Here is a 14696-nt window from a genome sequence, read left to right as displayed (position 1 = left end):
CTGATATAAGTGTTAATGGTTAACACTGGTAGCGTTTATTTGACGATATTAACCGGGTCGGAATAGGCTGTACCGCCTGTTCTTTGCGACCCCAGAGTACCGCGTGGGGTAACACTTACCCGGATATCTTTCAAAAATCCATAGGCTTCTTTTATGTATAACGTTTTACCGGTCTCTCCGTCTAAATTCCGATAACGGCCGCTAAATTCATCCCATGAAGCCCACTGATATAACGAGTTATCCTCACCACTGCCATTAGCATTGAAGATATAACTGGCCTCAATTGTATTACCCACCCGGGCTTCATTCTCAATATGAAGTTGGCTGACAGAAGGTGTACCCGCATCTGTAACCCTGAAATACCCGTCGTTAAATACCTTAGTACCTGAGCCGCCAGCACTGCCCCTTGGCGTGACCGAGACATAAAGATATAACCCGTACTGACCGCGATCGGTCTTCAGCGTTCTTCCGGTTGCACCAGGAATAGGTGTCGGAGATTTATCGTAACTGTTCTGAGACCAGTACCATTGATACTGAGTTCCGCTCTCATCGCCTCCGCCGTTGGCTTGATAAACGTAGTCCACCGAGATTTGGTTTCCATATACTGGATCGCCCTTAATCTTCACATCGCTCGCGGAAGGTGTACCCCGAATCGTGACCGAATCTGATTCAAGCCGCACTGATGGGTTATGACTATCGATAATTTCTACGCTCACCTTTTGGTTTATCAGCGTGGTGTCTGTCAACTCAAGTGATGCGCTGTCCACCGTGGTATTGGCGCTCGAACGGTAGATTGTGCCATTAACCTTCCAGTTGACTGTTGCCGTACTAAACCCGGAACCTTTGCCTATCGTGAGGGTGTAGCCTATTTGTGGCGTACCCGCGATCCAGGGTTTTTGCGCCATCACCTTAACGGTCGCTTTAAGCGCGCTTAACTCAACTCGGTCTACAACAGGCGTGACAGTATAGGTATCAGCACGTGTTCCTTTTACATTGAACGGATAGTTTCCTTTTTCAGTCTCAACAATTCCCCCGCTGTTAGTATGGATCAATCCTCCATTGTTTCTCCCCTGACTATCGGCCAGCACGGCGCCGATTCGTCCCGTCAGGCCACTGACAGGGTTACCAAACTTATCCTTCATCGCTATCAGCATGGATAACTGATTGCCAACGACCATCGTGTCACTGACGGGGGTCAGACTCGACTTCGCGTAATCAATTTGCCCTACACTGAGCTGTAACGTTTTCGAATCCTTCACTGACTCGCTGACTTTCGCTGTGAGGGTATAGCCTCCCATTGCACCAAACCCTTTTTCCGGTCTGATGGTAGCCACAGCGGTGGCAACACCGTTGCTGCCCGTTGTTGCGCTTTCTGGCGTTATCACCATCCAGTCCGGATGGTTGCTACTAAACGTGACCACAGCGCCAGGCATCAGTACTCCGCCTTTATCCTTTGCAGTTACCGTGAGCGTGACAGGTTCGTCCACGCGTGCAGTCGATACCATCGTAAGTTCAACGCTACCAGCAACCGGCGGCAGGGCAATCGAGGAGGAATCCTCAACGTTGTTTTCCGATTTCGCGGTCACGACCAGATTTTCCGCTTTTACTGTACCCATTTGCAGCGTCAGCTTAGCCACCCCAGAGTTGTTGGTCATTGTATCGCTCTGGCTGTCGATTTTTGTCGCCAGTGCCCCTGGGAAAATCCAGTTTATAGCCGTATTTGGCACTGGATTGTTAAAGCTGTCGAACATCGCTATCTGCCAGGTGGCATGAGTGACACCGTCCGCCTGAACACTTTCCGGCTCGTCGACAAAAGTCACCCGGTTGACCTTTCCTGGCACAAAGTTAACCAGAACAGATTTTGCGTGTAACCAGTTATCGCCAATGGTCGCGTTTACCTGAAACTCCCCGGCTTTCTGGCTGGTCTGACTGACGGTGACGGTGCCGTCCTTCTCTGTCGTTGCCGTTGCCGGAATGATGACGCCGGTTCCGGCATCAAAACTCACTGCCTGTCCTGCAACCGGGTTCTCGTGGGCGTCTTTCACCGTCACCCTGACGCGCGTGGTGTCCGTCCCGTCTGCCACAGCGTTATTGTCGATCACCTCCAGCGCGCTGACTTTTGCCGTGCTGCTGTCAGCCGTGAACGTCACCTGGCCAGACTTCGCCTGCGTCCAGTTATCGCCGGTGGTGGCCTCCACCCGGAACTCCCCGGCCTTCAGGCTGGTCTGGCTGACGGTGACGGTGCCGTCCTTCTCCGTCGTTGCCGTTGCCGGAAGGATAACCCCCTCGCCGGCCCTGAAATTCACCACCTGCCCGGCAACCGGGTTCTCGTGGGCGTCTTTCACCGTCACCCTGACGCGCGTGGTGTCCGTCCCGTCTGCCACGGCGTTATTGTCGATCACCTCCAGCGCGCTGACTTTTGCCGTGCTGCTGTCAGCCGTGAACGTCACCAGAACAGATTTTGCGTGTAACCAGTTATCGCCAATGGTCGCGTTTACCTGAAACTCCCCGGCTTTCTGGCTGGTCTGGCTGACGGTGACGGTGCCGTCCTTCTCCGTCGTTGCCGTTGCCGGAAGGATAACCCCCTCGCCGGCCCTGAAATTCACCACCTGCCCGGCAACCGGGTTCTCATGAGCGTCTTTCACCGTCACCCTGACGCGCGTGGTGTCCGTCCCGTCTGCCACGGCGTTATTGTCGATCACCTCCAGCGCGCTGACTTTTGCCGTGCTGCTGTCAGCCGTGAACGTCACCAGAACAGATTTTGCGTGTAACCAGTTATCGCCAATGGTCGCGTTTACCTGAAACTCCCCGGCTTTCTGGCTGGTCTGACTGACGGTGACGGTACCATCCTTCCCGGTCTCTGCCGTTGCCGGAATGATGACGCCGGTTCCGGCATCAAAACTCACCACCAGCCCGACAACCGGGTTCTCATGGGCGTCTTTCACCGTCACCCTGACGCGCGTCGTGTCCGTCCCGTCTGCCACGGCGTTATTGTCGATCACCTCCAGCGCGCTGACTTTTGCCGTGCTGCTGTCAGCCGTGAACGTCACCAGAACAGATTTTGCGTGTAACCAGTTATCGCCAATGGTCGCGTTTACCTGAAACTCCCCGGCCTTCAGGCTGGTCTGACTGACGGTGACGGTACCATCCTTCCCGGTCTCTGCCGTTGCCGGAATGATGACGCCGGTTCCGGCATCAAAACTCACTGCCTGTCCTGCAACCGGGTTCTCGTGGGCGTCTTTCACCGTCACCCTGACGCGCGTGGTGTCCGTCCCGTCTGCCACAGCGTTATTGTCGATCACCTCCAGCGCGCTGACTTTTGCCGTGCTGCTGTCAGCCGTGAACGTCACCTGGCCAGACTTCGCCTGCGTCCAGTTATCGCCGGTGGTGGCCTCCACCCGGAACTCCCCGGCCTTCAGGCTGGTCTGGCTGACGGTGACGGTGCCGTCCTTATCCGTCGTTGCCGTTGCCGGAAGGATAACCCCCTCGCCGGCCCTGAAATTCACCACCTGCCCTGCAACCGGGTTCTCGTGGGCGTCTTTCACCGTCACCCTGACGCGCGTGGTGTCCGTCCCGTCTGCCACAGCGTTATTGTCGATCACCTCCAGCGCGCTGACTTTTGCCGTGCTGCTGTCAGCCGTGAACGTCACCAGGCCAGACTTCGCCTGCGTCCAGTTATCGCCGGTAGTGGCCTCCACCCGGAACTCCCCGGCCTTCAGGCTGGTCTGGCTGACGGTGACGGTGCCGTCCTTATCCGTCGTTGCCGTTGCCGGAAGGATAACCCCCTCTCCGGCCCTGAAATTCACCACCTGTCCTGCAACCGGGTTCTCATGGGCGTCTTTCACTGTCACCCTGACGCGCGTCGTGTCCGTCCCGTCTGCTGCGGCGTTATTGTCGATCACCTCCAGCGCGCTGACTTTTGCCGTGCTGCTGTCAGCCGTGAACGTCACCTGGCCTGACTTTGCCTGCGTCCAGTTATCGCCGGTGGTGGCCTCCACCCGGAACTCCCCGGCCTTCAGGCTGGTCTGGCTGACGGTGACGGTGCCGTCCTTCTCCGTCGTTGCCGTTTCCGGAAGGATAACCCCCTCGCCGGCCCTGAAATTCACCATCTGCCCGGCAACCGGGTTCTCATGGGCGTCTTTCACTGTCACCCTGACGCGCGTCGTGTCCGTCCCGTCTGCTGCGGCGTTATTGTCGATCACCTCCAGCGCGCTGACTTTTGCCGTGCTGCTGTCAGCCGTAAACGTCACCTGGCCTGACTTCGCCTGCGTCCAGTTATCGCCGGTAGTGGCCTCCACCCGGAACTCCCCGGCCTTCAGGCTGGTCTGGCTGACGGTGACGGAGCCGTCCTTCTCCGTCGTTGCCGTTGCCGGAAGGATAACCCCCTCGCCGGCCCTGAAATTCACCACCTGCCCGGCAACCGGGTTCTCGTGGGCGTCCTTCACCGTCACCCTGACGCGCGTCGTGTCCGTCCCGTCTGCTGCGGCGTTATTGTCGATTACCTCCAGCGCGCTGACTTTTGCCGTTGCAACATCGGCCACCAGGGGAATTTTTACCGTCACAGGGTTGCCGCCTTCTACGGTAGCGGTTACCTCCCAGTCTGTCCCTACCAGCGTTGGAGCTGTCAGCGTAATACTTGCTTCGCCCCGATCATTGGTATGGCTCAGCTGGTCTGTCGGATGACCGTTGCTTTGCCAGGCGATATCAACACTCGTTTTAAAGTCTTCGCCATCCTGATCGGTGAGTTTCACCGTAAATGGCTGGGCTGCGCCCACCATTACGTGCTCAGGAGGCTGAATAAAGGTCAGTCTGTTGGCTTTGGCAAAATTGACGTTCAGTTTCATATGGCTGTGTCTGCCATTATCTTCAGTAACGTTGCCGCTATAGCCTGCTACCAGCGGGGAGAGCGAGGCCGTGATCTGATCCTGACCGCTGCTCATAATCTCTTCCACACTCACCGACGTTTGGCCTTTAGGGTCGGTGTGCGTTACGTGTTGTGACAAATGACCCAACGCATTCTGGCTTGTCCAGTAAACCGTCAGCCCTTCCACCGCCTCCTCTTTAGCGTTTTTTACTTCGGTGAGTAGTTGCAGAGCGCCATTGCTCTGAACATAAAACTTCACACTGCCGTCCGGGCGGACTTCGCCCGGCGTCATCAAGCCAATATGCAGTGCGCCTAGCTTCGCGCTACCCTTAACCGTTGCCGAGACACTGTTACCCGCGATCCCTTTTTTGTTAACCGGGGTGACTTCGAAGATCACGGAGCGGGCCATGTCGCGCGTTTGTACTTCATACGTGGCACTGCCTTCCTTGAGCAGTTCGCCTGAATCTGCGTCATACCAACGCATCCGGGTTTGCTCGGGGTCTTCATCCTCCCCTTCATTGCTTTTATAGAGATAACTCCCCTCCAGGATCTGGCCCGGCGACATGTCCCCCTTAATGGCAACGCCCTCGACGGAAGGGGCAAAATCGCCCGGCGTCACGGTCAGGTGATAGCTGGCGGAACTTAATACGTGCTCCGGATCGACAGGTGACGTTTCCGTCGCGGTGATGGTGACATCGCCCCGATGCGTTGGGTTCACCAGACCGCTGCCCGGCTCCACGGTCGCGATCGCCGTGCTGGAGGAGGTGTAGCGAATGACGCCCCCCTGCCCACCTTTCACCGCGTGCAGCAAAGGCACGCCAGCCTGCGTGGTTTTTTCCGTCGGGCTGAAATAGAGACGTCTGTCTTTTTCTTCCTGCTTATAGGCGAGAACGATGTTGTTATTACGGGTAACGAACTCCGTGCGGGACTGCATGAGCGATGGCAAAGCCGCCGCATTTTCACTTGCCAGCATCTCGGAAAGTTTTCGGCCAAACTCCCAGTGGAAATTCAGACCCACAGAGAAGTTATCCCGCTGCCCGCTAATCATGCTCTGCTCCGCGCTGACCCCTACCAGCGGCACAGGTTGCCACTTAAGCCCGAGGTTAAGCCCGTGAGGATTGTGGCTGGCTTCGCTGCGGCTGCCGTTAACGTCCACTTTGTCGCCATACCACTGGAACCAGCCCAATTTAAGCGCGACGTGCTGTGAAAGGGCCGTCTCCAGATTGAGATCCCAGCCGCGGGCGGCACGTTCATACAGTTCATAGCGGTCGGGATCGTCATTAAACATGCTGTCGTCAGAATGACGCCAGCCGCTCAGGGGCAGGTAGTAGTTCGCGGACGCACGAATCCCATCGCTCCACAGCTCGGCGCCGGCCCCCATTCGGTTATGGTGCCGCGTGACATCCTGATCGAAAAAGAGGTTTCCACCCGCCATCAGATGCGGGTTAAAGGTATGTCGCCAGCCCAGGCCAACGTTAAGGATATCGCGCTCGTTCCAGCGGTGTGCGCTCATCTGAGTGAACAGAATGTCGTGTTGCCAGATTTTAACCGGCCACAGATAGTCCAGCCCGAAATCGCGGCTATCGCTCCCGCCTATACCGACGTCTGCCGTAACGCGGGCTTTCCCGCCGATATTGTTTAACCACGCTTCCACTTCCTGGGTTAACGCGGCATTCACCTCGCTATTTGCCGCACCGCGCAGGGCATCACCCGCGCCGTTTTGTTGGGCGCTTCCCCACATGCCGGCCATTTTATCCCGCAGGGGCTGATTGCTTTCGCTTTCAATGGTTGCGTGAGTTTCAGTTTGCGCCCGCGCGACGGGGGGAACCGTGAGCAAAAAGATGGAAAATAAATAATGTAAAAGGATTATCCACACGGATAATTTTTGACGTAAAGAACAGTACGAAACACTGGGCATTGTGACGCATCCCTAATTAATTAAACTCCCTGGTTAGCGATATTAAGATCCAGATAATTCCTAAACTCCATACAGTAATCAGGAGATGATCATGAGATTTTCCGTCCCTCATTAAATTCAATGCTTAGGCGTTGATGTTTAACAACTCTTTCAGCCTGCTTCATAAATTTCTCAGCCCAACTTCAGCCGTATATTTTCCGGAGCAGGTAATTCTTAACTTGGAACAGACACCTCGCAATTTTATTGCTGACCGTCTTCTTATGCAGGTTTTCCCCTAATGGCAGGATGATCCCAGCAATACTCTGGATGTCATTTAATAAGGAAGATCGTTGACATGAATAAAACTGGACTGGCCCTGCTTATTTGTGCACTATTGAGTGCCCCCGCTTTTGCGCAAAATTCCGTCACGCTCGAGCAAGCCTGGGAAGGCACTTCGTATCTCTCCGTTATCGTGAAATTAAAACCCGGTACAACGCTTAATAAGTCTTCACCCTTTTCATTACGCGACAGTACCCTCGCCGTGAGTCCGTTATTTACGGCAAATCATTTGCGCAGCAGTGAATTAAGCGAGATGGATGCGCTTAATGAACGCTACGGCTTTAACCGTTATTTACGTATAGCCCTGCCAGCCGATAAGCAACACGACGCGGCATATATCAATGACGTAATTAATGAACTGGCGGCGCGACAAGATATTGAGCTGGCTTACCCGGAATCTATGCCGGTGTCGCTGGAAAAGGGGGTCACTGTTCCCGACCTGCCGCCCTATTCCGGGCTGAGCTATGCCCTGAATAGTACCAGCCAGGCCACCGTCCCGGATTTTCGTGGATTGCAGGATTACACCAAATCGCCTGATGAAAAACGGCCCGGCTACTATATGGGTGGCGTTAATCGCGACAGCGTAAGTCAGTATTCAGGGCACGATGGTAGCGGCATTTCGCTGGTCTCAATGGAAAACAACGCATGGAATACCAGCCATGTGAATTTGCCGCCGATCGATTTCCATGAAGGTGATAAGCGCTATACGCCAGGCGAAGATCACGACACCAGCTCCGTCGGGATTATGGCGGCGAAAGATATCAATGCGGGCATCAAAGGCCTGACGTGGAACGCCCGTATGGGATACGTCAAATGGCAGGCCAATAATCTCTACAATATGATCCCCAGACTCCAGGCAGGTGATGTGGTGCAAATAGGTATGCAGACCGGCGGAGGAGATGTGACAGGTTGCACCTCCTCTTGCTATGTCCCCCAGGAAAACGCTCCAGCCTATTATGACGTGATAAAAGCGCTGACGGATAAGGGCGTGCACGTGATTCAGGCGGCAGGTAATGGCAATATCAACCTCGATCACGCCGGATTTAATGGAAAATTTGACGTTAAAAAGCGGGATTCCGGCGCGATCATTGCGGGCGCGTTTTGTGCAAACAATGGCAAAAAAGCCTCTTTCAGCACCTATGGCTCACGTGTGACCAGCGCCAGCTGGGGCTGCTGGGATGTGGTTACTACGGGTTACGGCGGTTTGCATAGCATAAAAAATGCGGAATACACCTCAAGTTTCTCCGGCACGTCCTCCGCGAACCCGATTATCGCAGGCGTGGTCGCCAGCCTGTCGGCCATTGCAAAAGCGCACAATATCACCGTCACGCCTCAACAGATGCGCTCCATTCTCCAGGAAACCGGTACACCTTTAGCTGCGGGGGATTCAGCGAAAGTAGGTACTCACCCCAATATGGCAAAAGCGGTAGCCAGGATTCTGGAACTCAAAGAGGAAGAGCAGGAGGAGGTAAAGGCAGTGCCGGGAGAAAGCTTTACCGTTACCGGCACGACCGATTCTTCCCGTGCGTATCAGTTAGACGGGAGCGCCAGCAAGAATGCCGTCTCCTGGAAATGGACTATCGACAAAAACAGTACTGGCACATTCTGGCTACAGGAGAAACATGCCGGAGGCTGGGTACGTGAAGTTTCAGGGCCTACCGCCCGGGCACTCATTCCTGCCAATACAGACGGAGAAGCAACCTACTGGTTAACCGTCACGGGCAAAGACGGAAGCGTGAGCGCTGAGAAGATCACCGTAACGGTGAAAAAACCGCAGTTACCTGATATTCCTGATGACAGCTCAGAAGCGTATAACCCGCGGATCGCCTACCCGGTGAAATGTACCCGCGTATCGCATAACGGCAAAATCTGGCTGAATCAGTGGTATGTCAACGCAGGTCAAGAAGAGCCAGGAAGCGGCGGTGAGTGGGGGGCATGGCGAACGTCGGATGCAGCTAATAATAGCTGCCCTTAAAAACCCTTTTGGTTAACATAATAGTAAAGCCTGGATATAAGCCAGGCTTTATTTTATTAATTCAACACTCAGGACAACCGTAAAAACGTCATTTTTAAACTCCGTACTCGCTCAGATTTTATTAATGCGCATCAAGGACTGAAATGGGCAGTACTATTTCATACTCTGTCGCGCTCCGCCCTCTTTACAGCACGAACGGTCGCTCTTCTCTGCCGAAACTCCCCGACTCTTAATTGCTCAGAGAAGTCTCTTATTCAAGCCGGTTGTCTCCTCCCGTTACTATTTGTCCCTGTTATCACACGGTAATAACGCCTTTTTACCTGCGCCGCAGGTGAGATTAACTTTTCGTTATTGTTCAGTAATAAATAAGGGAACTTATGAAATTAACAGGATCTGCTTTTGTCCTTGCCGCTTTACTGGCAGGGGCGGGCGTCAGCGTTTCAGCCAACGCCGCCACGACCTCGCCATCGGCAAACTGCGAACAGGGTCACCAGAACTGCATGAAAGAACTAGGCACGCTGGAACGCGCCGTCAACGGTGAGAAAGTGAAGGTCGTTGAAGGGCAAACGATTCGTGCGCGCTTCTTTAACGACGGAACCGAACTGCCAAATCTGGAAACGCGCGTCACCATTCTTGCTGGCGAAGAGGCCCACTGGTCCTACGCCCTCGCCCAGGCTATCAACCAGCAGCACCCCGAACTGCGTGCCGGTTTCAGGCACAGCAACGGCGAGATTACACCCGATGAGTCAGAGCCAAATAAGGTGTATGCCAAACAGAACAACCCTCTCAGTCACGTAGAAGTGTCCTTCAATTAATTCAGGGAAGATTATTTTGAAACTACTCAAGATGAATAATATTACGTCGGCTTTAGCCGTGGCATTGATTGGTATGTATTCCACGGGCGCACTGGCGCATGGCTATGTTTTTGAACCAAAATCCCGTTCGGTGATTCATTTCCCGCCGATGAACGATAAGGGTGAGCATAGTAACGTCTGGCCTGCTGATGCCGTGGAAGCGCCGAAGCTCCCGGCTGGCAACGATATGAGCCCAACCCCGATCGCCAACGAACAGCTATTCCAGTTCCCGCCGGATGGAAAACTGGCAAGCGGTGGTTCAACGGCAACTCCCGCCTTCAGCAAGCTCGATGACGAAAAGCAGAATACCTACAACAACCCGATGTCTGCGGGTCCGCACCAGTTTAAATGGCATTTACCGGCTAAGCACCGCACCACCTATTTTACCTACTACATCACTAAGCCGGACTGGCAGTCTGTTCCGGGTGCGGATTCGCGCCTGACCAGGGCGATGTTTGAAGATAAGCCATTCTGCCATAAGGTTTATACCTATGCGCCAGGCAACCCGTCGGCCGATATTTCTCTCCCGACAGGCTTCGAAACCCACACCTGCGACGTACCGGAGCGTGAAGGTAAGCAGAAAATTTATGCCGTCTGGCGCGTGCGCGATACCGATAACGCATTTTATCAGATGATTGACGTCGATTTTGGCGGTGAAGTCATTACCAAACCGGTGGCCAACGTCACGCCATCCAGTCATAACCTGTCAACCAGCATGCTGTCGCTGGACGGTAGCGCCTCAACGGGGAAAGAGCTGAAGTACAGCTGGGCCGTCACCAGCAATGCCGATAAGGTCATTCTGGAAAACAGTACCAGTGCTAAAGCCAGCATTCGCCTGAAGGCTAAACCTGAGAGCGATTTTACCGTCAACGTGAAGCTGACCGTCACCAATGATAAAAACGTGAGTGATTCAAAAACCGTCACCCTGAATGCCAAAGCTGAAGCGGATAGCACGGCACCGGAGGCGAAGGCAGGCAGTGACTTCACCGTTCACAGCAACAGTGAATCACGTGGTTATGACCTTAACGGTTCCGCAAGCGTCAATGCTGAAAAATACCAATGGACTATCGTTTCAGGACAGGACATTGGTGCGTTGCAGGTCGCTAACGGTGGCGAATGGGTTTCAACCGTCCACGCGGCAAAAGCCCGCGCGCTGATTAAGCCCGGCAAAATCGGTAAAGTGACCTATCGCCTGACCGTGACGGCCAAAAATGGCAAAACCAGCACCGACGATATCACCGTGACCGTGAAGGAAGCGCAGCAGGCTTCTGATGTGCAGATCAATACGGGCAACAACCAGGACACCATCGTTGGCAGTGACGTTATTGCTGCCGCCGTCGTGTCCAAAAATAATGACTCGTTAAAAGGGGCAAAAATTGAATGGTCCGCACTGAATCACGCCGATAAGATTCAGATCTCGTCACCAAATAACTTCAGCACCAACCTCATGGGTAAACATCCGTATACCGACAATGTGGACGTGACGCTGCAGGTGAAAGTGACGGCGCCTGACACCGGTAAAGTCTCCACGGCAACGAAGGTGATCAAGCTGCGCCCGGCGCAAACCGATGTAAAAGCCTGGGATCACAGCAAGACTTACAAGACACCTTGTGAAAAAGTGAGCTATGAGGGCAACATCTGGCTGAACAGCTGGGAAACCCGAGGCGTTAAGCCTGGTTCCGATGGCGAGTGGGGCGTCTGGAAGAAAGAAGGTGCTGCCAACATGCCTAAAGAGTGCAAATAATACTGTAAGTTAACTCTGGCCGGGTCTTCACTGACCCGCGCCTCACATTATCATTCCCTGCCTACACTTTCGTTATCATTTTTGCGCCGGAAATCGCCCCTTCGTTCCGGCGCTTTTTTATCGGTATAAGATCACCCACCCTATCGCGGCAATAATCGGATACGGGCCGAAAGGAAACGGTTGACCGGGCTTGATCCGCAACAGAATCAGCGCCGTGATCAGCGCCAGCAGGGTCGAGGCAACAAAAACATCCAGCAGCGCCAGCGGGCCAAGCCACGCCCCGATCGCCGCCAGCAGTTTCATATCCCCCATCCCCATCCCTTCATGGCCGCGCAATAAACGGAACAGCAAAGAGAGCGTCCAGGGCACGCCAAATCCCAGCAGAGCGGCGATTAATGCCTGCGTTGGCTCCACCCGGCTATAGCCGCTGACGGCAAACGTCAGAGACATCGCCAGCAGCGGGAGCGTCAGACGGTCGGGCAGGAGCATGGTGCGCAGGTCGATAAACAACAGCGGCAGCAAAAACGTCACCGCCAGCAGGTCAAACAGGCTCTGCGGCGTGACGCCCTGCTGCCAGATAATCACCCCGTACAGCAGCGCCATAAGCCCTTCAACCAGCGGATAGCGCCACGATATCGCCTGACCACAGCTGGCGCAGCGCCCGCGCAGCAGCAGCCAGCCCATCAGAGGAACATTGTGGCGAAATTTAATGGGGTGTTTACAGCGTGGGCAGTGGGAAGCAGGCCACGATAAAGAGAGTGCTTCACCGTGGAGAATCAAGGGGAGCCGATAAATGATGACATTGCAAAAACTGCCGATAATGGCGCCCAGAAAAACGCTAAAAACGAGTATTACACTCTCAACCATGGTTCCACACTCTGAGGGACATGCAATCTCCGATAATAGCAGAGACTACTCGTTATATTTAGGCAGCCTGTTTGCACGTAAAGTACAAAAGTCTCCGCGCAAGTTCGCCCATTCAATATTCAGATGCGCTTTTGCATATTGTGCCGCTTCTTTCCACAATAATGCCGCGATATGCCACTCCTTTCCCTGTTCATGTTCTGCCGCTCGTGAAGAAAGTGAAAACCACAGGGTAGCAGGATCGCGTTTGTCGCTTTGCCAGTCCATCGTTAAGCCCTTTAGAAAAAATCCCAGCGTATCAATAGCGACGATAAAATAATTGAGCTTAAAATGATAAATACCTGAATAACGCTGAATGCCTCAGTGGGAGAACAACGCTGATTACCAATATTATCCGCTGGCTGGCCTTTTCGGGTCTCTATATCCTGCTGGCATTGCTGAGCTTTCATACGCGGGATAGCTGGAGCCTCTCCACCACGCTCTGGCTCCCGGCGCCGCTGCTTTTCGCCGCGTTATGGCTGACGGCCCCGCGAGAGTGGCCGCTGTGGCTGGCTACCGCGGGCTTGCTGCATGTTTTTGCTGGCGTCTGGATAGGCCGCCCGCTCACGCTGGCGTGCCTGTTCGCCCTCTTCGACATCGCGATATTTCCGCTGTGCGTCGCCGTCTTTCGTCTGAATGCGCAACTGCCTGCGCTGCGTTTTGCGCGCAGGCCGATTATTGGTGAACTGATCTACCCCCTGCAGTTAATCTTCAGCATTTTTTGCGGCAGCCTGCTGCTTAATCTGGCGCTGTTACTCTCAGGGTATCCGATTGCGCCTCTGCATTTTTTTTCCTGGGTGCTGGCGGCATTAACCGGCATTCTCGCCATTCTGCCGCTGCTGCGTGAGAGCAAAATGCCGTCGCACCCGCAGTTTAACGGGCGGGAAGCTCTGCTCCTTGCCGCGAATACCCTGGTGCTGATAACGGGGTACTTTTTCCTGCCACCGCTCTGGCAGGGGCTAAACCTGCTGCTGGTGCAAACGACGGTGGTTTTACTGAGCGTGTTTGCGCTCTCCGGACGCGGCGTTGGCGCTCTGCTGCTTATTCAATACCTGATTGTGGTGCTGGCGACCCAGCAGCGGGAAGGGATTTTTTACACGCTAACGCCCGATCTCATCCCCGCAATCTGGCAGGCGCAGTGGTACCTGGTATTTTCGGCGATTTTTGCCAACTGTTTATATCAGTACCGCCGCTGGATCCAACAGCAACAGGCGCTCGCGGCCAGCACCAGTGCCATCATTATTCGCCTGTCGCAGACGGGTTCTTGCGTCGTGTTTCGCCTCTCGATGCCAGAGGAGGAGATCCACTGGCAAGGCAGTACGGAAGCGCTGTTCCCTGATGAGGAAAAGACGCTGAGCACCCTGACGCTACTGGACGCACACTGCGATACGCCGTTCCTGCCCGGTTTTCGCGCCTGGTACTCACAGCAACGTGAAAGCAGCTTTGCCCGGGAAGTTGTTCTGCAAACGCTGCACGGAAGGCAGATGCGCGGGATGGTGCTGTTTCACAGGATCGGCAACACCGCGCATCTGATGGGGGGAGTGAGCCTCTTTCTCACAGCATCCGCTGCAGAATCTCCCGCTGCCCGCTAAAGGTGTACTTCAACACCGCCGCGACATGCCCAAGCAGAATCACACCCAGCAGAATGCAGCTATAGCGATGCACCTGGAAGAAAAACGCATTCACTTCGGCAATGGCAATCGGGCGGGAAACCGGCACCAGACCAAACAGGTTGTAGTCTTTTTGCAGCATCAGAAAACCGCTAACCAGCACCACCATAATGGTCAGATAAAACAGCTCATGAATAAATACCACCAGCTGTTTTTTACGTCCGGCTACCGTTGCCGGATAGGGCACCGAAGGGCGGAAGAAACGCCAGACGAAGCGCACCATCATGACAGGCGTGGCGATGGTACCCAGCGACATATTCAGCACGGAGAAGAAGGTAAACCAGCGGGTTCCTTCCAGCGCGTGCAGAATATAGCCCATGCACATCGCGTAGATAATGACGGCTGCGACCACCCAGTGCAGAAGGCGAGAAAACCGATCGTAACGTTTGGCAATAACCAGAGAAGTTTGCATAGTCGTTGTCCTGTAAAACAAACAGCACGGCTCCCTGC

At 54.5% G+C, this 14696-nt stretch carries 8 protein-coding genes; 4 read left to right on the top strand and 4 right to left on the bottom strand.

Annotated features, from left to right (window positions below; genetic code table 11):
- Positions 1-35: 35 nt before the first annotated feature.
- A complete protein-coding gene (locus OKF39_RS05345) occupies positions 36-6614 on the bottom strand; it encodes an Ig-like domain-containing protein (protein ID WP_479983553.1) in 6579 nt (2192 codons plus the stop codon).
- A 715-nt stretch (positions 6615-7329) separates the two neighbouring features.
- Between OKF39_RS05345 and OKF39_RS05340 the strand changes: the two genes are divergently transcribed.
- The 3 genes from OKF39_RS05340 (at position 7330) to OKF39_RS05330 (ending at position 11673) form a co-directional block, all read left to right on the top strand.
- Complete coding sequence (locus tag OKF39_RS05340; RefSeq protein ID WP_226840262.1) at positions 7330-9075, top strand: S8 family serine peptidase; 1746 nt, start codon at positions 7330-7332, stop codon at positions 9073-9075.
- 377 nt (positions 9076-9452) lie between these two features.
- Positions 9453-9890, top strand: a complete 438-nt coding sequence (locus OKF39_RS05335) for a hypothetical protein (protein WP_041911163.1) — start codon at positions 9453-9455, stop codon at positions 9888-9890.
- Between the two features lie 31 nt (positions 9891-9921).
- Positions 9922-11673, top strand: coding sequence for a lytic polysaccharide monooxygenase (locus tag OKF39_RS05330; protein ID WP_479983552.1), 1752 nt, complete (start codon positions 9922-9924; stop codon positions 11671-11673).
- 117 nt (positions 11674-11790) lie between these two features.
- Here the strand turns inward: OKF39_RS05330 and OKF39_RS05325 are convergent, their stop codons facing one another.
- Together OKF39_RS05325 and OKF39_RS05320 are read right to left on the bottom strand one after the other, a co-directional pair.
- Positions 11791-12540 carry a prepilin peptidase gene (locus OKF39_RS05325; protein WP_192986369.1) on the bottom strand — a complete coding sequence of 250 codons (750 nt, stop codon included), beginning with the start codon at positions 12538-12540 and terminating at the stop codon, positions 11791-11793.
- 45 nt (positions 12541-12585) lie between these two features.
- Positions 12586-12804, bottom strand: coding sequence for an ANR family transcriptional regulator (locus tag OKF39_RS05320; protein WP_120247323.1), 219 nt, complete (start codon positions 12802-12804; stop codon positions 12586-12588).
- A gap of 167 nt (positions 12805-12971) precedes the next feature.
- Here OKF39_RS05320 and OKF39_RS05315 point away from each other — a divergent pair, with 167 nt between their 5' ends.
- A complete protein-coding gene (locus OKF39_RS05315) occupies positions 12972-14168 on the top strand; it encodes a hypothetical protein (RefSeq protein ID WP_248223311.1) in 1197 nt (398 codons plus the stop codon).
- Here OKF39_RS05315 and OKF39_RS05310 read toward each other — a convergent pair.
- A complete protein-coding gene (locus tag OKF39_RS05310; protein ID WP_041911166.1) occupies positions 14131-14658 on the bottom strand; it encodes a cytochrome b in 528 nt (175 codons plus the stop codon). The genes OKF39_RS05315 and OKF39_RS05310 overlap by 38 nt on opposite strands.
- Positions 14659-14696: the final 38 nt, after the last annotated feature.

The sequence above is a fragment of the Enterobacter cloacae complex sp. HYC042_NIDB genome, assembly GCF_056673315.1.
Note: the sequence above shows the minus strand (reverse complement) of the source record. Positions and strands in the feature narration are given on the sequence as shown.